Below are 19,383 nucleotides of genomic sequence, written 5' to 3'. Positions count from 1 at the left end.
GGCTATGACAAGACAAGCCGCCCTGCCCGCCTCCCATGATCCGCCGCTTTCTTGCTCTCTTGTTTGTCTCGGGGCTCGCTGCCCCCCTCGCCTGGGGGCAGGGCTTGGGAAATCTCACCGAGCTGGGCTCGGAAGTGCTGATCAACAACGTGGGCGGGGTCGATCTCGATCCGGAGACAGGGGTCGTCGTCTACCAGAAATCGGTCCGCATCGCCTACCAAGGGACAGAAATCTTTGCGGATGAAGCCACCTACCACACGCAAGAGGGCTTGGTGCGCGTTCGAGGCAATGTCGTGATCTACCGCGATGGGGACGTCTTCGCGGGGGAGGAGGCCACTTACTACCTGGAGACCGATGACCTCGACGGCAGCCGCCTCCGCACCCTCTATGCCCAGGGAGACGGGACCCTCTTTTTCAAGGCAAAGGACTTCCGATCCAACACCGCCGATCTTTCCCTGATCGAAAACCAACAGGCCACCCTCACCACCCACGACAGCCGCAATCCCAACTGGCGGATCGAATCGCGGGAAATTGACATCCTCAACGATTCCGAGTTAGGCGAGGTGGATCGGATCATTCTCCGAAACAGTTGGATCTACGCGGGCGACCAGAAAATCTTTTGGCTGCCCTACGCCTCCATCCAGCCGGACAGCCAGCTGGGGTATCGGGTTCTCCCAGGCTACCAAAGTGAATGGGGTGCCTTTCTTCTGAATAGTTACGGCCAACTGCTCGGCCGCGACCGCCACACCCTGGCGCGTTATGAATTGGACTTGCGCCAGGAACGTGGCTTAGCCGGCGGGGTGGAATTCACCTCCATGCGCTGGCGGGGGCAGGACGAAATTGGCCGCCTTTACCTCTATTATGCCGACGATGGCGATCCCGCCCAAACGACCGCTTCCACCTCCCGCTCCCCAGTGCCCGATCGCGAACGCTACCGGGTCAATCTCCAGCATCGGATTTATCTCAAGGGCCACGATGACGAATACAGCCAGTCCCCCGAGGGAGACGGGATCATCCTCTCCCGTCGAGGAGAGCCTCGGGATGACAGCCTCTTCTTGGATATCGATCTCAATCTCCTGAGCGATGACTTCTTCTATGAAGACTTCTTTCAATCGGAGGCGCAAACCGACCCCCGGCCCGACAACCTCATCCAGTTGGTCAAACGCTATCCCCAAGGCACCTTCACTCTCCTGGGACGTTTTCACATCAATGACTTCTACCAGACCGACCAGCGTCTCCCTGAAATCGCCTTCGACTTCACCCGCCAACCTCTCTTCGAGAGTGGCTTGTTCTATGACGGATCGACCAGCCTCGGCTACTACGAAGAGCAGCTCGGAGACTTCACCGAAGAGACCCGCCGCCGACGCATCGAATTTCTGGAGTCCCAGCCGAGCACGGTCGAGAACCTCAATGAGTTGACCGCCCTGCAGAACTCCCTTCTGACCCCTTCCTTCTTCCGTTTCGACAGCTTCCACCAACTTTCCCGCCCCACCACCTTCTTCGGTTGGTTGAATCTGCTGCCTAAGATTGGCGCGCGCGCCACCTCTTACACCGGGGTGAATGGCCTGGCCTCCGAGGATGAATTTCGCTTTCTTTTCAACGCCGGGATCGATGCCTCCACCAAGTTTTCCCGTCGCTATCCCGGGATCATCTCGCGGGCCTTCGGCTTGGACGGTCTTTTGCACGTCTTCGCGCCCTACGTGAATTTTTCCTACCTCGCCGGAGAGGATTTCAGCGAAGACTACCCGGCCATTGATCGACTCACCCCCGTCACCTTTCTCCGTCCTCTCGACGCGGGACAATTCACCGCGGTCGATCAAATCAGAGATTGGAGCCTCCTGCGGCTCGGCTTTCACAATCGATTCCACACCAAGAGAGATGGCCGGAGCTTTCGTTGGCTGGAGGTGAACAACTACCTCCAGGCCTTTTTGAATGATCCGGAAGAGGATCGGGATTTCTCCAATTTTTTCACCGAGCTTCGCTGGCGGCCGGTCCCTTGGGGGAGTTTTGCTCTGGACTCTCAGCTTCCTCTTCTCGACGACCCTTCGAACTTCACAGAGATCAACAGCTCGGCCAACTGGATGCCCACGGACAATCTGAGCTTCTCACTCGGCTACAACTACCTCTCCGGCCATCCCGTCTTCGCCAATGGCAACCGGATCTCCCTGCTAGCCTACCGACGTCTCTCCGATGAGTGGGGCGTGGGCATTCGTGAGATCATCGAGCTAGAAGAAGGCACTCTCGAACTCCAGCAATACAGCCTCTACCGGGACTTGACCAGTTGGACCGCTGCGCTGGGGGTGGTCATCCGGGACAACCAAAGGGACGAGCTCAACTACGGCCTGGCTCTCACTCTCTCACTCAAAGGCTTCCCGGGGGCTACCGCGCCCGTGAACTTTGAGCCCTCGGGCTTGGCTCAATGAGCCGCGCCTTGGCGCTGCAAGTTCTCCAAAAATGGGAGAACGGCTCCCACTTTGCCGAAGATCTCCTTCGCCCAGCCAGCGCTTCGCTTCCCGAGCGGGACCGCGCCTTTGTGCGCCACCTGGTCTACGGCGTCCTCCGAAACCGCCTTCTCTTGCAGCACTGGAGCAGACAGCTTCGTCGGCAGAAGTGCTCTGCCCGCGTCGAGAGACTCTTGCAGTTGGGCCTCCTGGAAACGCTCCTCTCTCCCGCGCCCGCCGCCTACGCCAGCGTGAATGAATGCGTGAAACTGGCCGGTTCTGCCAAGGCTTTGGTGAACGCCGTTCTTCGCCGAAGCCTTCGTGAGCGGGGCGAACTGCTCGCGAGCGTCCAGCAGCTCCCCTGGGAAACCCAATACTCCACCCCGGCTTTTCTCATCCAGCGCTGGCGAGCCCATTTTGGAGAAGCGTCCACTTGCGCCCTCTTGAAGTGGAATCAAGAACCCGCCCCCCTCACGGTGCGCTGGAACCGCTTGCAAGGGCCGCCTCCCACCCCTCTCCCCGCCAACTGGAAACCCTTGCCTGCCTGGACGGACTTTTACCAAGTGGACTCCCTGCCGCTGGCGGAATTGTCGAGCGGACAGCTCTACGTTCAGGATCCGAGCACCTCGCTGGCGACGAGCCTTCTCCAAGCCCGGCCCGGGGAAAGGATTTTGGACGCTTGCGCTGCCCCCGGCGGAAAAACCGCCCAACTAGCTCAATCCATGAACAACACGGGGCAACTCTTCGCGAGCGACCGCGACCCCCAGCGGCTGGCCCGGCTGAAAGACAATCTCGCCCGACTGGGTGTCCAGAACGCCTGCCTCCAAAAAGGGGACGCCACTCGGATCGACTCCTCGGGCGAACCTTTCGACGGGATCCTCTTGGACACTCCTTGCAGCAACAGCGGCGTCTTTCGTCGTCGTATCGATGCCCGCTGGAGACTGAGCGAAGCTTACTTCGAGGAAGTGACCCAGCTCCAGCGGCGCATGATCGAATCGGCCTGGCAGGCCCTGAAACCAGGCGGCCGCCTCGTCTACAGCACGTGCAGCCTCGATCCGGAGGAGAACGAAGCCGTGGTCCGCACAGTGAGTGAGACCCTACCGGGCTTGCTGGCGATCGAGTCCCGCGACACCAAGCCCTTTCGCGAAGGCGTCGACGGAGCCTACGCCGCCCTCCTGCGAAAGGCGCCCCGCGATTGACAGGGGCTGGCAACCAACCCATCTTTTTGCATGCGGGGTTTTTTCAGCTTTTTTGTCTCGGTGCTCTTGATCGCGGTGACCGGTTTGGCGGCCTTCTACTTCTTCGACACCAACAAAAACCTCCGCTACGAGCGCTCTGATCGCCCGGACATCATCGTGCTGGAGCGGGAGAATCCCGCGAACGAGCCATGAGGACATACGGCCGGTCGCGGGACCAATGGCGGTCCTCAATGATGGCTAGCTCTTCCCACGCACCCCAAAGCGCCTCCAACTCGCCACGCGAAGACTCCAGCTCGTCCTGAAACAGGAGGAGATAATCCGGACGGGCCTCCTGCGGGTCGTTCCGGCTGCCCCATTCCTCGACCGGCCCCTTGAAATAAAAGACTTGGGGCATGTAGCCCATCTCGAGAAGAACCACTGGCTCCACCCGATCCGGCGGCAAATGGGCTTCGATGGCCTCCGCCACCGGTGTGAATTTCATGCGGTGGCTCAAGACCGCTTCCGCGAGGTAGGCATAGGCAAAACTGACCGAAACCAAGCCCAAACCCAGATGCAGGACGAGCCCATAGTCACGATGCGCCCTCCGCCCAGACCGTGCGACATATAGCAAAGTGAAACTGGCCAACAAGAGGGCGGCCACCCCGAACTCCACCCCGGGGGCCCAGGAAAAATCCTTCTCACGGGTGTAGACCACGATCCCGAGGCTGGCCACGATCGCCACCACCGCGCCCACCAGACCGGCCATGGCGCCCAAGAAACTCGCGATTTTTTCCCCTCGCTCTCCCAAGCCTCGTCCCACCAACTCTCCCGCTAGTAAGCAGACCGGAATGATGAGGTGGAGGGTGAAGCGCGGCCGCGAGGTCGGCAAAATCGCGATCGCGAAATAAGCGATCACGAGCCCCCAGAAAAGAGCCAGGAACCTGCGACGGCTTTCCACGATGGCCACGTCCCCCCGCCGCCAGCGCCAGAAGCCCAAAGGGACCAAGGCGACCCAGGGCAGAAAATTGAGCCAGCCTTGAAAGGTCTGCCGAATCCAATGGCCCAGCGGGACCTCCGTATCGAAGGTCATCCGCTCAGCTAGCTGCTGCCACCAGACCGCCGAGACCTCCCATTGCTCCCCGGAAGGACCGGTGGCTCCCGCCATCCGCTCCTGGCTGAGCCAAAACCAAGGCGCGGCCACCGCCGCAAAGACCAGCCAGCCCACCAAGTGCGCCGGGTGAAGGAGAAAGAATCGATTGCGATGCGCCACGCTCAGCGAAATGGCCAGGACATAAAAGTAGAAAACGTGGAGAGGGCCTTTGATGACCATGCCCCCTCCCAGAAGAGCCATCGCCAGGAGCCAGGCTTGCCAGGGTCTCTCTTTCTCAATCGCACTCCACCAAACCAGCCAAGCAAGGCCGAAGAGCGATACATAAAGCGCCTCGATCTCGATCAGACGGGCCTTCTCCAGCATGCCGACCGAAGCCAGAAAGAAAAAGGCGGCCAAAAAGGCGCTTCGCCGACCCATCACCCCCTCCCCCAGAAGCAAAAACCCGAGGCCACAGGCCAAGACACCCAGGACAGAAGGGAGGCGGGCGGCCCATTCGTCCTGACTGCCGGTTAGCAAAAAAGAAGCCGCCACGGACCAATTGATCCCGGGCGGCTTCCGAAAGTATTCCTGCCCGGCGATCCGAGGAATGAGCCAGTGGCCTGACTGGATCATCTCCCGGGCCGGCAGCACGCGGCGCGGCTCCTCGCCCCTCAACTCCCGTGAACCGAGTCCGGGGAGATACATCCCGGCCCAGAGGAGCAGTAGGAGGGCGATGGCTTGCCAGCGCGCCATGGCGAGGGGTTTTTAGGCGTTCTGTTCTTCGGCTTTCTTGGCCTCTTCTTTGAGGATGGCGCGGCGACTCATCTTCACGCGCCCTTTGTCATCGATCCCGATGCACTTGGCCGTGATGGTATCGCCCACTTTCACGATTTCCTCGACCGTCCCGACCCGGCGATCAGCCAGCTCGGAGATGTGGATGAGGCCGTCCTTCCCGGGGATGACCTCCATGAAGGCGCCGAAGTTGGTCGTGGAGACCACCTTGCCGGTGTAGCTCTCACCCACTTCGATCTCGGCCGTCACTCGCTTCACCAGTTGGATCGCACGATCCAGGCCTTCCTTCTTGAGGGCATAGATGTGGACCGTGCCATCATCCTGAATGTTGATATCGGCACCGGTCTCGGCCTGGATGGCCTTGATGTTTTTGCCGCCTGGGCCGATGACATCGCCGATCTTGCTGGGATCGATCTTGATGGACTCGATCCGGGGAGCGAAGGGGCTCAGCTGCCCGGGAGCACTGATGGACGCGGCCATCACTTCCAGCACCTTGCCGCGGCCCGCCTGAGCCACGCGAATCCCCTCTTCCAAAATAGAGAGCGGAATCCCGGGGAGCTTGAGGTCGAGCTGGTATCCCGTGACGCCCTCGCTGGTGCCACAGAGTTTGAAGTCCATATCGCCGTAGAAATCTTCGCTCCCGATGATGTCGAGGAGAACCTTGTGCTCCTTAAGCGATCCGTCTTCATTGAACTCCGTCACGAGCCCCGCTGAGATTCCGGCTACGGGCGCCTTCAGGGGCACCCCAGCGTCCAGCAGAGACATGGTGCCAGCACATACGGTGGCCATGGAAGTGGAACCGTTGGATTCCATCACTTCAGAGGAAACGCGCATGGCGTAAGGAAAGTCTTCCTCATCCGGGATGACGGGAGCAATCGAGCGCTCGGCCAGGGCACCGTGCCCGATTTCCCGTCGATTGAGCCCGCCCATCCGTCCGGTTTCTCCCACCGAGAAAGGCGGGAAATTGTAGTGGAGAATGAAGCGCTTGCTGTCTTCTCCTCCGGCATAGTTGTCGAAATACTGTCGCTCATCCGCCGGCGCCAAGGTAGCGACCCCGAGGGCCTGGGTTTCCCCACGAGCAAAGAGAGCCGAGCCGTGCACTTGCTTGGGGAGCACTCCGGATTCGGCCGAGAGAGGACGGAGGTCGTTGATGCCCCGTCCATCGGCCCGCTGGCCTTTCTCCATGATGCTGATGCGGAAAGCCTTTTTCTGAATGTATTCAAAAACTTGCTCAATCTCAAAGTCGCTCGTCTCGGGAAAGCGCTCCTTGATGGCCGCTTCCACTTCATTCCGGAGGGCCCCCACCTTTTTGCCTCGCTCGACTTTCGACGGAGCGTAAATGGCTTCCTCAATCCGGTCGCCCGCGATTTCGTAACCCACCTCAAGCAGTTCGTCTTTGGCCACGCTGACCTCGAACTCTCGTTTCGCTTTCCCGCAGAGCCCCACCAGTTCTTCTTGGGCTTCGACCAGCTTTTGAACATTGGCTTGGGCGAAATGAAGCGCCGCGATGAAATCATCCTCGGGCAGCTCCTCAGCGGCCCCTTCGATCATGATGACATCGGTCTTGTTGCCGACGTAGACAAGATCCAGATCGCTTTCTTCGCGCTGGTCGAAAGTGGGATTGATCACGAAATCACCTTCGATTCGCCCCACTCGCACCGCCCCAATGGGTCCGGCAAAGGGGATGTCAGAAATGCAGAGAGCGGCCGAAGCCCCGTTCATGGAGAGAATGTCCGCGTCATTGACGCCATCGGCGCAAAGCAGCAAAGCCACGATCTGGGTATCGTAGAGGTAGCCTTTGGGGAAGAGAGGGCGCAGGGGGCGGTCCGTCATCCGGCAGGTGAGAATCTCCTTTTCGGTGGGACGCCCCTCCCGCTTGAAGTAGCCTCCTGGGAAGACGCCCGCCGCGGAGGCTTTTTCTTTGTATTCGACCGAAAGAGGGAACCAACTTTGGCCCTCTTTGATTTTGGGTTGGGAGACCGCGGTCACGACCATGACGGTCTCACCGCATTGGACAGTGACCGCGCCGTCGGCCAGACGGGCCATTTTTCCGGTTTCGATCGTGATGGGATTCTCGCCGACTTGGCAAGTGATGGAGTGGATACTCATGGTTTTTGATTCTATAAGTTAGGAGAGGGAAAAAAGGGAGTCCGATCGCAGAGCGGCTCGGAGGAAAGAGGGCCGAAGCCAAGCGCCCGGTCACAACGCATGAAGAAGACGCCCTCAAACGGAGGTCGCTTGGGAGAGGACGAGGTTAACGGCGCAAACCAAGTTCTTGGAGCACTTTGCTGTAGCGCTCCTCGTTGGTGCGTTTGAGGTAGTCCAAGAGCTTGCGGCGACGAGCCACGAGCTTCAAAAGGCCGCGTCGGGTCGAGAAATCCTTTTTGTGCCCCGAAAGATGCTCGGTGAGGTGGGTGATGCGCCCTGTTAGAAGGGCGATCTGGACGTCCGCGCTGCCGGTGTCCTTTTCGTGCAGCTTGAGTTGGTCTAGGGATGTGGCTTGTGCAGTCATTTTTTGTCAAATCGACCCTCAGACCGACTTGGCCCGAGACCCCCCCGGATTGGAAGGGGCGGAATTAAATCACAATTGCCAGGAACATCAAAAGAAACTTTGGATTTTGCCGAGGCCTCGCTCCCTCGAAAATTGATCCACCCCCCCCTCAACCGATTGCCGACGCGTCTCGTAAAGGATGCAGGCATTCCGCCTTCCGATTCTTTGGAAACCGAACCCACCAACTCTCACGACTCCATCTATCCGGTCATGTCCTTGCCGGGAAGTTGTCTTTTGCCAACCGGCGTCTTGCCCCTCTACATCTTCGAGGAGCGTTTCCAAAAAATGCTGGAGGAGGCTCTCTCGGGCGACCGAATGTTCTGCATCGGGACCCGCGTTTCCGGTGAAGACACTCCATTGCGCTTTTCTTCCCTGGGCTTGATTCGAGCCTGTGTCACCCGGCCCGATGGCACGGCCCATCTCATTCTTCATGGCCTGCGGCGGGTGGAGTTTGTGGAGTGGTTCTACGATCAACCTTATGACCGCGCTCGTGTTCGGTCGATCCCGACCGAAGGACTGAACGCTCCCGAGGTGGACGACGAACTGGAGGAACTTCGATCGATCGTCCGGGAGCAACTCCTGCCCCAAGTGGTCAATTCCGACTCTCTCGCCCAGCACTTGGAAACCATTGAGGATCCCGAAAGCTACGCGGACACCATCGCTTGCAACTTTGTGAGTGAAATGGAGGACCTCCAAGTCCTTTTAGGAGAGCCCCGTCTGGGGAGGCGTTTGGGGCACCTTCGCCACATGTTGAGCGCTCTTTTGGAGAACTCGCAGGCCTGAGGGCGCTCAAAGGTCGATTTCGTTGTAACGCTGCATGAGATAGCGATCCGTCATCCCCGAGACGTAGTCGCAAACGGTTCGTTCCAGACCCTGCTCCTCCAACCGCCGTCGAGTCGTCTCCCCCAGGCGCTCGGGATGGTGCAAATAAAACTGGAAGACCCGGCGGAGCATATCGCACCCCCGATCGTTGGCTCCTTGGACTTCCGGGTGGTAGTAAAAGTATTGGAAGAGAAACCGCCGCAGCTCACGGTTCATTTCCGTCTGCTCCTGGCTGTAAGCGATCAAGGGCTTGGGAAATCGACGGACCTCATCGGAGGTTTCCACCCCGGCTTCCTGGATGCGCCGAGAGGACTCGTGCAACACTTCCGCCACCTCGTAATCGATCAAACTGCGGACCACATAGCGTTGGAATCGTCGGCCCTCCAAATGGGGAAAATGCTTTTGCACAAACCGGGCGCACTTTCTCCAAATCTCGAGCTCTTCCAGCTGCTCGGGGAGGAGAAAGCCGTGGGCGATCCCATCGTCCAGGTCGTGGCTGTAGTAGGTGATTTCGTCCGCTCGGTTCGCGATTTGCCCTTCGAGCGAAGTTTGCTGGAAGGCCTCTCGTTGGCCTGTTTCCGGATGAAGCCGCTCGTAGGAGGCCTCATGCTTGCGCAAGCCCTCGAGAACTTCGTAGCTCAAATTGAGACCATCGAAGTTCGGGTAGACGGCCTCGATTTTTTCCACAATGCGGAGACTCTGGAGATTGTGCTCAAAGCCGCCCTGGCCTTCCATCAAGCGGTCCAGCTCTTCTTCCCCAGCGTGCCCGAAGGGCGCATGACCGAGATCGTGGGCCAAGGCAATGACTTCGGCCAAGTTCTCATTCACCCCCAGCGTGCTGGCCAGGCTCCGACTGACCGAGGCCACTTCGATGGTGTGCGTCAAGCGATTGCGGAGATGGTCGCCTGTCCCATTGAGAAAGACCTGGGTCTTGTATTCCAGCCTGCGAAAACTCCGGGAATGAATGACGCGGGCTCGATCCCGTTGGAAGGCCGTCCGATGAGGGTGAGGCGGTTCCGGATGAAGGCGACCGGCTGTCTCCCCCGTCTTCTGGGCAAAGGGCGCCAAAACGGCCAGCTCCGCTGCCTCCAATCGCTTCCTAACTGTCTCGTCCAAGTTCATCCGACTCCCCATTCTTGCCTCCAGGGCTTCACGATCTCCGAAGTCGATCGAGGCGATCTCTCAGAACCCGCTCGGCCCGATCGATCTCGGTCTGCAAGCCACCTGAAGACAACCAGAAGGCGTCCAAAGCGCTCACCGTCTGGCGGACCATGCCATCGTCTGAGGCCACGCTGATTTCCATTTCCGCGGCATACTTGCCGACGAGGCGTTCGATGACATCATCGGCCGTTCGATGGGCCGCGGAGTAAAACACCTGAATCCGATCGGCCTGCTCATCTGCCTGGGTCTTGGCTTGCGTCCCATCGAAAACCACCACCACATGCTGCCCGACCGCATCGGCATAGACTTCTAAGACCCGAACCAACTCCTGACGCGCTCGCCGTCTTTCCGGTCCTTGGTGAAGCGCCCGCAAATCGGGCCACGCATGGATGATGCTGTGGCCGTCCACGATCAAGCAGCGCTCCTGGGACATATTGGCGAAAGTGTCCGCGCAGAAACCCCGCGGTGCCAATCAGGATTCCTGGGACGGGGGCGTTTTCTTAGGAGCGGCCTTTTTCTTGGCGGACTTCTTTTTGGCCGCCTTCTTCTTAGCGGCTTTCTTTTTGGGAGCAGGCGTGGCTTCCTTGGCGGGGGCGGCTTTCTTTTTAGGTGCGGCTTTCTTGCCTCGTTTGGCTGCTACCGCTGCTTCGTCGCGCTCCTTCTTGCGCTTGAGGTATTCCTTCCGCTTGCGCCGTTTTTCCGTCTTGTTGTATTGTTTGCCCATAGATCTTGCAGCCTGCTTTTGGCCGCAGTGGTTTGGCGGCCGGCCTTTGACCTAGCCTCCAATCTTTGGAGTTCAAGATCGAATCCGATTGAAAATCAGCTTGCGTCAAGGGAGGGGCGGCGTATGGACCTCTCATCACAGCATCCTAGCTGTGATCGGAAGTCTCCCGTTGGATTCACGACCTGTTTCGATTCTGGGTCACCCCGGATCCCTGATTTCCCCGAGCCAGACCGGCATCCCCATTTCTTTGGCGGATTCCCTCACTCTCCCTCTCTCGGTCCCTCGCGACCTCCAATTTTCACCGAACCACCTTTCTTTCGCCCATGGCCGCTTCTGCCCCTTCTTTTCGGGTTGGGAAACTCTCCCTTCAGCCGGCTCGAACCCGCCGGAGCCGCTGGCGGCTTTCCTACTGACATGAGTTCCTCTGATTCCGTCCCCGAAGCCAACCCGACCGCCGACCCTTCCGAGCTGGGAGAACAGGCTGTCGAAGAGCCCCCTGCCCCGGTGGCCAAGAAAAAAGCGGCCCGAAAAAAGAAGTCGGCCGAAACCAAACCGCCCGCCTCTCACTCCGTTTCCTCCGACGAGACTCCGGCCTTGCCTAGAGATCCTTCGGAGGGCTCTTCGCCCTCGGTCCCAGAGCGCACGGAGGGGCCTCAGGCGGAGGCTCAGGAGACAGAGGAACGGCCCCAACCACGGCCACCCAAGCGCTCCCGACGTTACCGTGAGCAGCAGGCCGATGAGGAGGAGCCTCCTAGCGACCACCAAGCGGACTCTCCTGAGAGCGGGCCGGAATCGCCTGCCGTTGAGGACGAGACTCGCCCCGGAGGAGGGCGCTCCAAGCGCAAACGCCGCCCTGGCCGCGGCCGAAACCGGGACGAGGAAGGCTTCGACGAGCCCCCGAAAAAGAAGCCGCTTGGCCCGCCCCAGCCCTGCTCCGGTCTACTGGAACTCTCTCCCAAGGGTTTTGGCTTTTTGAGAGTCCCCGATCGCGAATACCGCCAAAGCACCGATGACGTCTTTGTCACGCCTGAGCTGGTGCGCACCCATCTCTTGCGCAATGCGCAGTTCCTCGAAGGCATCGCCCAAGAAGGACACCGGGGGCCCCAAATGACCGAGATCAGTCGGGTCAATGGACGCCCTCCTGAGGACTACCTCCATCTGCCACTTTTTGAGGAACTCACGGCCATCAACCCGAAGGAGCGCATCCGCCTCGAGACCGAAAGCAAGCGCTACACCACGCGCGTCATCGACATGATGACCCCCATTGGCAAGGGCCAGCGCGGTCTCATCGTGGCGCCCCCCCGGACCGGGAAAACCACCATCCTCAAACACATCGCGGAAGCCATCCGCCAAGAACATGAGGACATTCACCTCATCGTGCTGCTGGTGGATGAACGACCCGAGGAGGTCACCGACTTTGCCCGCTCTCTTCCCGGAGTGGAACTCATGGCCAGCTCCAATGACAGCGATCCGAGGAACCACACGCGGATCGCGGAAATGACCATCGAACGAGCCAAGCGACTGGTGGAAGCCGGAGAAGACGTCATCATCCTACTCGATTCCATCACCCGCCTCGCTCGTTCCTTTAACAATCAGACCCGAGGCAAAGGGCGGACCATGAGCGGCGGAATCGATGCGCGGGCCTTGGAGATTCCTCGGCGGCTCTTCGCGGCCGCGCGGAATTTGCGGGAGGGCGGCTCCCTCACGATTGTGGCCACCGCCCTCGTGGAAACGGGCAGCCGCATGGACGACCTCGTCTTCCAGGAATTCAAAGGAACCGGCAATATGGAAGTGGTTCTGGATCGGAGAATGGCGGAAATGTTCATCTACCCGGCTATCAACATCTACAAGTCTGGAACTCGCCGAGAGGAACTCCTCCTTCCCGCCCACCAGTTGGAGAAGACCTACTTCATCCGACGAGGTCTCTCAGGCCACCGACCGGAAGACGCCATGGAGCGCATGCTTTCGCTCATGCAAAAGTTCCACTCCAATGCCCAACTCCTGATGGAGATCAAAGCGCCGAGAGTGGAAGCGTGATGGGGAGACCCGGCCGGTCAAGGACCCGGTAAGTGGAGACTCCGCTAAGTCGCCAAACCCCCACGCGCCATGACCACCTTGCCGGTCCGCACGGTCTCGATGATCTCAAACTGCGAGAACATGCCGACCGCCGCGTTGATCTTTGGGGTGTCGCCCGAGATCATGACAATCATGGAGGTAGGCGTGAGGTCGACCGTTTTGCCTCCGAAGTGCTCTGTGATCTGCAAGGATTGAGATCGCTCCTCCGGGGAACACTTCACTTTGAGCAAAATCATCTCCTTGGTGACGGAATTTTGCGAGGTGTGCTCGAAGCAGTGAATGACGTCGATCAACTTGTTCACCTGCTTGATGATCTGTTCCAGGCCCTCGGGGTCGCCCGAGATGCCAATCGTCATCCGAGAAAATTGAGCGGTTCGCCCCTCCGAGACCACCAGAGAGTCGATGTTGAAACCCCGGCGTGAAAACACCTGGCAAATCCGCATGAGAACCCCTGGCTCGTTGTTGACCAGAATCGAAAGGGTGTGGCCGGCTCCTTGGTTGGACTCCGCGATGGGGGTGTCGGTGGTGACGATGGACATGTAGAAAACTGGGTGAGAAGGGAGGCTTGCAGAATGGAAAGAGAACTGGGTGGACTCGTGGGACAGCTCGGCACGGGGACGGCTGGCCGACTCGCCATCACGTCGATCCCACGGGCTTGGCCATCTTCGTTTTGGGTGGCTCCACCAGCATGTCTTCCAGCGCCGCTCCCGCCGGCACCATGGGGAAGACGTTTTCATGCTTGATGCATTCCGCGTGGATGAGAATGGGGCCGTCGTTGTAAGCCAAGGCTTCCTCAATTTTGCGGGAGACGTCAGCCGGGCGCTTGATATTGACACTCGGAATGCCGTAGGCTCCCGCCAACTTGCAGAAGTCCGGATTGCCCAAGAGATCCACTCCGCTTTCTCGGTTGTCGAAGAAGAGTTCCTGCCATTGGCGCACCATCCCGAGATAGTGGTTATTGAGGACCACGATCTTGACCGGCAATTTGTGGATCTGGGCCGTCGCCAATTCAAAGAGCGTCATCTGAAAACCGCCGTCCCCCGCGATCGAAATCACGCATTTGTCCGGGCAAGCAAACTGGGCGCCGATGGCGGCCGGGAACCCAAAGCCCATGGTCCCAGCTCCTCCGGAGGACAGCCAATGGAACGATTCATCATTGCGATAAAACTGGGCGGCCCACATCTGGTGCTGCCCCACATCGGTCGAGACAATCGCTTTGCCTTCGGTTTGTTTGTAAAGTTCGTCGATCACCTGCTGCATGCGAAGGCCACCCTGCTTTTTGTAATTCAGGGGGAACTTCTTTTTGTAGCCGTCCAGATGGGCTAACCAGTCCTTGGTCTCCAAGCGGCTGACCTGCTGGTTGAGCTGAGTGAGCGCTGCCTTGGCATCCCCGATCACCTGGACGTGCGGGCGAATCATCTTGTCCATCTCCGCTTTGTCGATGTCGATGTGCACGATCTTGGCATCCGCGCAGAACTTGTCAGGCTGCCCGATGATCCGGTCATCGAAGCGCGAACCCACATTGATGAGCAGATCACACTCGACCATGGCCTTGTTGGCATAAGCCGTTCCGTGCATGCCCAGCATGCCGAGGGAAAGCGGGTGCGTCTCCGGGAAGACCCCTTTGCCCAGGAGAGTGCTGGTGACAGGGCAGCCCAGCGTCTCGGCCAGAGTCATCAGCTCCTGGTCCGCCCGCGAGATCATGGCCCCTTGGCCCGCCAAGATCACGGGACGCCTGGCCACCTTGATGAGCTCGGCCGCTTCGGTGACGGCTGCCGGATCGATGTTGAAAGACTCATAGGGATCATACCCCGGGAGCGATAACTCGGGATCCATCTCGCCCCGTAAGGGCCCTTGGGAAATATTCTTCGGCACATCGATCAAAACCGGGCCCGGGCGGCCCGTGGTGGCGATGTGATAAGCCTCGCGCGCGATCCGAGGGAGCGCGTCACTTTCCTTGACCAGGTAGTTGTGCTTCACGACCGGGATCGTGATCCCAAAAATATCCGCTTCCTGAAAAGCGTCCTTGCCCAGCATCCAAGTGACCTGCTGTCCCGAGATCACAATCATAGGAACCGAATCCATCATGGCGGTCATGAGACCCGTGACGGTGTTTCCGGCTCCCGGGCCGGAGGTCACCAGAACGGCGGCTGGCTTGCCGGTGGCCCGCGCGTACCCATCTGCCATGTGGACGGCACCCTGTTCGTGGCGCACTAAGATGAACTTCATCTTGGTCGGCACCGTTTCGAGCGCATCGAAAATCGGGATGGCCGCTCCTCCAGAATAACCGAAGATGTATTCGATCCCGAGGTCATCGAGGGTTTTGATGAGAGCTTGGGCTCCGTCCATTTGGGTTTGGCTCATGGGAAAAGATGGGGTTTTCTCTGAAAATCGATTTCTCGAGCTCCGATTGTCTCTTAAAATAACGATTTCGCAAACAAAAAAGCCATTTTCAGTTTTATCGACCATCCAAAATGCCCCCTACCCCTCAAAAACCCCCAAAAAAGCCGCTCACTCGCGAGGAAATCGCCTCCATTCTGGAACAAATCGCTCTCTTGCTTGAACTCCAGGGAGAAAACCCCTTCAAAATCCGCGCCTACCGCACGGGAGCGGAAACGGTTCGCTCTCATCCGGAAGACCTTCTTCGCCTCGCCCGAGAGCGGCAACTTACCGAGATCAAAGGCCTCGGGAAAGCTCTCCAGGACAAGCTCCACGAATTGGCCACCACGGGCGGCCTGGCTTTTTACGAAACTCTCCGGGGACAATTTCCGGAGTCCCTCTTCGAACTCTTTGAACTGCCCGGCCTCGGACCCAAGAAGATCAAAGTGCTTTATGACAGCCTCGAAATCGATTCGCTGGCCGCTCTCCAAGCAGCCTGCCAAGCGGGGAAACTGGCCCCGCTCAAGGGCTTCGGGAAAAAGACGGAGGAGAAAATTCTGGCGGCCCTCACCTACCACTCCTCCAACGCCAGCCGCTTTCTTATCGATCAAGCGGCGGCCGTGGCCTCGGAACTCCGGGCCTGGCTACGAGCCCATCCCGAAGTGTCTCAGCTCGAAGTGGCGGGGAGTCTTCGCCGGAGTAAGGAGACCGTCCACGATCTCGACTTCCTGGTAGCGGCGCCCGAGGGCAATCAGCTGACCCGAGATTTCGCGGAGGCGGATTTTGCGCAAGAGGTTCTGGCCTGTGGAGAGACCAAAGCCAGCATCCGGCACCGAAGCGGCCTTCCTTGCGACCTGCGGGTGGTCCGCAATGAGCACTTCCCCTTTGCCCTGCAATACTTCACCGGTTCAAAGGAACACAACGTCGCCCTCCGACAGCGCGCTCTCCAGCGCGGCTATTCTCTGAATGAATACCGACTCGAGCCCACCCAAGGCGCCCCCCAGCCCAGTGGCATCGAGACAGAAGAGCAGCTTTATCGTTTCCTTGAGCTCGATTGGATCGATCCCGCCTTGCGGGAGAACCAGGGAGAAATCGAGGCCGCCGAACAGGGAGCCCTCCCCTCGCTCGTGACTTGGACCCAGCTTCGCGGCACCTTTCACAATCACACAACAGAGAGCGACGGCACCGCCACGCTCGCGGACATGGCGGAAGCCGCCATCGACCTCGGCCTGCAATATCTCGGGATCGCCGACCATTCCAAAAGCTCCTTCCAAGCCAATGGCCTCGACGAAACACGGCTCCTACAGCAGATCGAGTCCGTTCGGGACCTCAACCAAAGCTACGCGGAACAAGGGGTCGATTTCCGCCTCTTCAGCGGCTCCGAAGTCGACATCTTGAAGGACGGCCGGCTCGATTTCGATGACGAATTGCTGGCCCAGCTGGACTACGTGGTCGCCAGCGTCCACAGCGCCTTCTCCCTTCCAGAGGAGGAAATGAGCGCGCGCCTCCTGCGTGCCATTGAGAACCCGCACGTCACCATGCTGGGCCACCTCACGGGTCGCCTTCTCTTGAAACGCGAGCCCTACGCTCTCGACATCCCGAAGATCCTGGAAGCCTGCGCCCGCACCGGAACGGTCATCGAGCTCAATGCCCACGCCCGCCGTCTCGACCTGGACTGGCGGTGGTGGAAAAGGGCCAAGGAAAAGGGGATTCTCTGTAGCATCAATCCCGACGCTCATTCCCCCTCAGGACTCCAGCATCTCCGCCACGGGGCCGAAGTCGCCCGCAAGGGCTGGCTGACGAAAGCAGACGTGCTCAACACCCGGACGCGCCCGCAGATCGAGCGCTTTCTCCAAACCGGAAAGCCTAGGGCTTCGAAGAGCTGAGCAAACTCTTGAGCTTCCGGCCCAAGCGAGCCAGGCGGGACTTCGAGGAGCGCTCTTCGTCGAGAATCTGCGCATAGCGGATCAGGCCAATGGGCGTGGCGTATTGCGGATTCTCGAAGGTGGCCGTGATGCCGCTGATGGCCGAGCTGGCGCTGGGCCGGTGGACCGGCATTTGAAAGAGATTGGCCACCGCTTGATCAATCCCGTGCAACTGGCTGGTCCCTCCAGTCAAAAAAATGCCGGAACTCAGGCGATCCAAGTAGCCGGTTGGTTGCAAGCGCTTCTTAATGAGATCAAAGATCTCATGGATACGGCTCTGGATGATGGAGTCGAGCAATTCGCGCTCGATCTCCCGACCCACAAATTGCATGTCATCTTCAAGGTAGACATTCTCGCTGGCCTCGGCTCGTCCAGGAAGAGCGCTCCCTTCCTCCACTTTCAGCTTTTCCGCCACCGATTGGGGAATCCGCAAAACCACCGCGATGTCATTGGTGATATGATCCCCTCCCAGGGGCACGCAACCGGACGCGGCCATCACCCCATCTTCGTAGAGTACATAGTCCGTGGCGCCCGCGCCGATGTCGAACACGAGCGCGCCATCCTGTTTGGCTTGCTTGGTCAAAACCACTTGGGCGGAGGCGATGGGGGCAAAGACCACATCCTCCACCTCGAGCGGAATCTCCCGCACGCAGCGGATGGAGTTGGAAAGCCGGGTCCGGATGCCATGGATGATATGATAATCCGCTTCCAAGCGCTGGGCCATCATGCCGACGGGATCCAAGACGCGGTCCTGCCCATCGAGGTAGTAATAGCGCACTACGCTATGCAGAATGATATGGCTCTCCGGGAGATCGACCTCGCGAGAAATGTTCTTCACCTCTTCGAGATCCCCTTCGGTGATTTCGTTTTGGTCCTCGGGGATGGTGATGCACCCCCGGTTGGTGAAACTCTGAACGTGCCCGCCCGTCACGCTGAGAAAGACACTCCGGATGATGACATCGCTCAAATCCTCGGCTCGCAGCAAGGCGTCGTTCAGGCAGGTCTTGGCCACCTTGAAATCGACGATCTCCCCCTTGCGCACCCCTCGAGAAGGGGCGTGGCCCACTCCCAAAATCTTGATGGCTCCATCTGGGCGGACCTCTCCCACCACCACCGCGATCTTGTGGGTGCCGATCTCCAATCCAACGTGGATACTACTCTTGGCCATGGCGAAAGGGGTCAGCGGGGGTGAAGAATGGCCTCGATTTCCTCCGCCAGATCGAGGGGGGGTGCCGGAGAGTCTTCGAGAGCCGGGGGCGGGATGGGCGGCCCTTCCCCCGTGGCCTCCCTCTCGACCGGCCGGGCCTTTCGGACCGGCAAATCCAGCTCTCCGAAATCCGCCTGGTCGGCAAAGCGCGCCGCCAAATTCGTCTTCATCATGAGGTTGAGAGACTCCAGCTCTCTCCCACTGCTCTCCACGTAGGACAGCACCACATCCAAATCGGCGATCTGCCGCTCCAAGTCTTCCTTGCGAAAAAGAACGCTTTCGCCGGACTCCAAGCGGAGCTCGAGGGAGAAGGCATTGCGCACCGCGAGGTCCTTGACCGCCAGCGGATGATGCGGAAGCCGCTCCTCCAAAAGCCGCAGGAGGCGCATGGCGTGCCCCACCTCGGGTGGCCGGATGGCTTCCTGGGACAGCTCTTCCTCCAACTGATCCACTCGCACAATCGGGAGCGTCAAAAACTCCCGCTTCAGGCTCGAGCAGGGAAAAACCACTCCGTCGGCATCGATGAGGTAGCCCCCTTGTGACACGCGGGGCCGCACCCCCCTCCCCGGACAAAAGAGCCAAGCCCGGGCCCGACGCTCCTCAATCCTCAGGGAAAGGGTGTCGGGAAAGCGGCGAGCGACCTCCGCCTGAGCGATCAGAGGATGAGCCGCCAGCCTGGCTTGGATGGCCTCCATCTCCAGCTCCAACAGACTTTGGCCCAACCGAACGCCGGCCAGCGCGCGAACTTGGGCCTCCGACAAAAGATCGCCGCCCTCCACCTGAACTCGCTCCAGCCGGAAAGGCCCGTCTTCCGAAAGAAAGCCCTGATAAACGCGGGTCATGCCGTAGACCGCCCCCCCGCCGAAAGACACCACCAAAAGCCAAAGGGTCAGCATTCGCACCCGTCGCCAGCACCGCTGCCGGTGGGAACGCCGCGAGTCCACCCGCACATTGAGCCCGCGAAAGGCCCTCGCCCCCGGCTTGGAAGCCGCATTTTGGCGGGGGCGACCGGGAGGCGATTTGCGGCGACGGTTCAT

16 protein-coding genes are annotated in these 19,383 nt (G+C 59.6%); 6 read left to right on the top strand and 10 right to left on the bottom strand.

Annotated features, from left to right (window positions below):
- The first annotated feature begins 35 nt into the window (after positions 1 to 35).
- From lptD to AAF555_02745, 3 genes are read left to right on the top strand one after another with little or no spacing between them, the layout of a single operon-like run.
- Complete coding sequence (lptD, locus tag AAF555_02755) at positions 36 to 2,423, top strand: LPS assembly protein LptD (GenBank protein ID MEM6910479.1); 2,388 nt, start codon at positions 36 to 38, stop codon at positions 2,421 to 2,423.
- Positions 2,420 to 3,640, top strand: coding sequence for an RsmB/NOP family class I SAM-dependent RNA methyltransferase (locus AAF555_02750; protein ID MEM6910478.1), 1,221 nt, complete (start codon positions 2,420 to 2,422; stop codon positions 3,638 to 3,640). Before lptD ends, AAF555_02750 begins: the two co-directional genes overlap by 4 nt.
- A 30-nt stretch (positions 3,641 to 3,670) precedes the next feature.
- Positions 3,671 to 3,832, top strand: coding sequence for a hypothetical protein (locus AAF555_02745; GenBank protein ID MEM6910477.1), 162 nt, complete (start codon positions 3,671 to 3,673; stop codon positions 3,830 to 3,832).
- Here the strand turns inward: AAF555_02745 and AAF555_02740 are convergent.
- From AAF555_02740 to rpsO, 3 genes are all read right to left on the bottom strand, one after another.
- Entirely contained in the window at positions 3,792 to 5,462 is a 1,671-nt protein-coding gene (locus AAF555_02740; protein MEM6910476.1) for a glycosyltransferase family 39 protein, read from the bottom strand. The genes AAF555_02745 and AAF555_02740 overlap by 41 nt on opposite strands.
- Before the next feature lie 12 nt (positions 5,463 to 5,474).
- Positions 5,475 to 7,610, bottom strand: a complete 2,136-nt coding sequence (locus AAF555_02735) for a polyribonucleotide nucleotidyltransferase (GenBank protein MEM6910475.1) — start codon at positions 7,608 to 7,610, stop codon at positions 5,475 to 5,477.
- A gap of 145 nt (positions 7,611 to 7,755) precedes the next feature.
- Positions 7,756 to 8,013, bottom strand: coding sequence for a 30S ribosomal protein S15 (gene rpsO / locus AAF555_02730; protein ID MEM6910474.1), 258 nt, complete (start codon positions 8,011 to 8,013; stop codon positions 7,756 to 7,758).
- A 204-nt stretch (positions 8,014 to 8,217) separates the two neighbouring features.
- On the opposite strand from rpsO, the gene AAF555_02725 reads away from it, so the two are divergent.
- On the top strand, positions 8,218 to 8,835 hold the full coding sequence (locus AAF555_02725; protein ID MEM6910473.1) for an LON peptidase substrate-binding domain-containing protein: 618 nt from the start codon (positions 8,218 to 8,220) through the stop codon (positions 8,833 to 8,835).
- A gap of 6 nt (positions 8,836 to 8,841) precedes the next feature.
- Here AAF555_02725 and AAF555_02720 read toward each other — a convergent pair whose 3' ends face one another.
- The 3 genes from AAF555_02720 to AAF555_02710 are packed head-to-tail and all read right to left on the bottom strand — an operon-like array spanning position 8,842 to position 10,759.
- Complete coding sequence (locus AAF555_02720; GenBank protein MEM6910472.1) at positions 8,842 to 9,996, bottom strand: deoxyguanosinetriphosphate triphosphohydrolase; 1,155 nt, start codon at positions 9,994 to 9,996, stop codon at positions 8,842 to 8,844.
- Between the two features lie 28 nt (positions 9,997 to 10,024).
- Positions 10,025 to 10,468 (bottom strand): NYN domain-containing protein, encoded by a 444-nt coding sequence (locus AAF555_02715; GenBank protein MEM6910471.1) that lies wholly within the window; start codon positions 10,466 to 10,468, stop codon positions 10,025 to 10,027.
- 39 nt (positions 10,469 to 10,507) lie between these two features.
- Positions 10,508 to 10,759, bottom strand: coding sequence for a hypothetical protein (locus tag AAF555_02710; protein MEM6910470.1), 252 nt, complete (start codon positions 10,757 to 10,759; stop codon positions 10,508 to 10,510).
- A gap of 414 nt (positions 10,760 to 11,173) precedes the next feature.
- Here AAF555_02710 and rho point away from each other — a divergent pair, with 414 nt between their 5' ends.
- Positions 11,174 to 12,796, top strand: coding sequence for a transcription termination factor Rho (gene rho / locus AAF555_02705; GenBank protein MEM6910469.1), 1,623 nt, complete (start codon positions 11,174 to 11,176; stop codon positions 12,794 to 12,796).
- A 44-nt stretch (positions 12,797 to 12,840) separates the two neighbouring features.
- Here the strand turns inward: rho and ilvN are convergent, their stop codons facing one another.
- Positions 12,841 to 13,374, bottom strand: a complete 534-nt coding sequence (gene ilvN, locus AAF555_02700) for an acetolactate synthase small subunit (GenBank protein MEM6910468.1) — start codon at positions 13,372 to 13,374, stop codon at positions 12,841 to 12,843.
- A gap of 97 nt (positions 13,375 to 13,471) precedes the next feature.
- Positions 13,472 to 15,199 (bottom strand): biosynthetic-type acetolactate synthase large subunit, encoded by a 1,728-nt coding sequence (ilvB, locus tag AAF555_02695; GenBank protein ID MEM6910467.1) that lies wholly within the window; start codon positions 15,197 to 15,199, stop codon positions 13,472 to 13,474.
- Positions 15,200 to 15,309: 110 nt separating this feature from the next.
- On the opposite strand from ilvB, the gene polX reads away from it, so the two are divergent.
- Positions 15,310 to 17,100, top strand: coding sequence for a DNA polymerase/3'-5' exonuclease PolX (gene polX / locus AAF555_02690; GenBank protein ID MEM6910466.1), 1,791 nt, complete (start codon positions 15,310 to 15,312; stop codon positions 17,098 to 17,100).
- Here polX and ftsA read toward each other — a convergent pair.
- Positions 17,081 to 18,307 (bottom strand): cell division protein FtsA, encoded by a 1,227-nt coding sequence (gene ftsA, locus AAF555_02685; protein ID MEM6910465.1) that lies wholly within the window; start codon positions 18,305 to 18,307, stop codon positions 17,081 to 17,083. The two genes, polX and ftsA, sit on opposite strands and share 20 nt — an antisense overlap.
- 11 nt (positions 18,308 to 18,318) lie before the next feature.
- Positions 18,319 to 19,383, bottom strand: coding sequence for an FtsQ-type POTRA domain-containing protein (locus AAF555_02680; protein MEM6910464.1), 1,065 nt, complete (start codon positions 19,381 to 19,383; stop codon positions 18,319 to 18,321).

The sequence above is a fragment of the Verrucomicrobiota bacterium genome, assembly GCA_039027815.1.
Classification (GTDB): domain Bacteria; phylum Verrucomicrobiota; class Verrucomicrobiia; order Verrucomicrobiales; family JBCCJK01; genus JBCCJK01.
This window is presented reverse-complemented; position numbering and strand designations above follow the sequence as displayed.

Excerpts from the sequence above, each read along its gene's own strand:
- rpsO (MEM6910474.1), bottom strand. The coding sequence starts at position 8,013 with ATGACTGCACAAGCCACATCCCTAGACCAACTCAAGCTGCACGAAAAG.
- AAF555_02735 (MEM6910475.1), bottom strand. The coding sequence starts at position 7,610 with ATGAGTATCCACTCCATCACTTGCCAAGTCGGCGAGAATCCCATCACG.
- AAF555_02715 (MEM6910471.1), bottom strand. The coding sequence starts at position 10,468 with ATGTCCCAGGAGCGCTGCTTGATCGTGGACGGCCACAGCATCATCCAT.
- polX (MEM6910466.1), top strand. The coding sequence starts at position 15,310 with ATGCCCCCTACCCCTCAAAAACCCCCAAAAAAGCCGCTCACTCGCGAG.
- rho (MEM6910469.1), top strand. The coding sequence starts at position 11,174 with ATGAGTTCCTCTGATTCCGTCCCCGAAGCCAACCCGACCGCCGACCCT.
- AAF555_02745 (MEM6910477.1), top strand. The coding sequence starts at position 3,671 with ATGCGGGGTTTTTTCAGCTTTTTTGTCTCGGTGCTCTTGATCGCGGTG.
- AAF555_02710 (MEM6910470.1), bottom strand. The coding sequence starts at position 10,759 with ATGGGCAAACAATACAACAAGACGGAAAAACGGCGCAAGCGGAAGGAA.
- AAF555_02740 (MEM6910476.1), bottom strand. The coding sequence starts at position 5,462 with ATGGCGCGCTGGCAAGCCATCGCCCTCCTACTGCTCCTCTGGGCCGGG.
- ftsA (MEM6910465.1), bottom strand. The coding sequence starts at position 18,307 with ATGGCCAAGAGTAGTATCCACGTTGGATTGGAGATCGGCACCCACAAG.
- AAF555_02680 (MEM6910464.1), bottom strand. The coding sequence starts at position 19,383 with ATGAACCGTCGCCGCAAATCGCCTCCCGGTCGCCCCCGCCAAAATGCG.
- lptD (MEM6910479.1), top strand. The coding sequence starts at position 36 with ATGATCCGCCGCTTTCTTGCTCTCTTGTTTGTCTCGGGGCTCGCTGCC.
- AAF555_02720 (MEM6910472.1), bottom strand. The coding sequence starts at position 9,996 with ATGAACTTGGACGAGACAGTTAGGAAGCGATTGGAGGCAGCGGAGCTG.
- ilvN (MEM6910468.1), bottom strand. The coding sequence starts at position 13,374 with ATGTCCATCGTCACCACCGACACCCCCATCGCGGAGTCCAACCAAGGA.
- ilvB (MEM6910467.1), bottom strand. The coding sequence starts at position 15,199 with ATGAGCCAAACCCAAATGGACGGAGCCCAAGCTCTCATCAAAACCCTC.
- AAF555_02750 (MEM6910478.1), top strand. The coding sequence starts at position 2,420 with ATGAGCCGCGCCTTGGCGCTGCAAGTTCTCCAAAAATGGGAGAACGGC.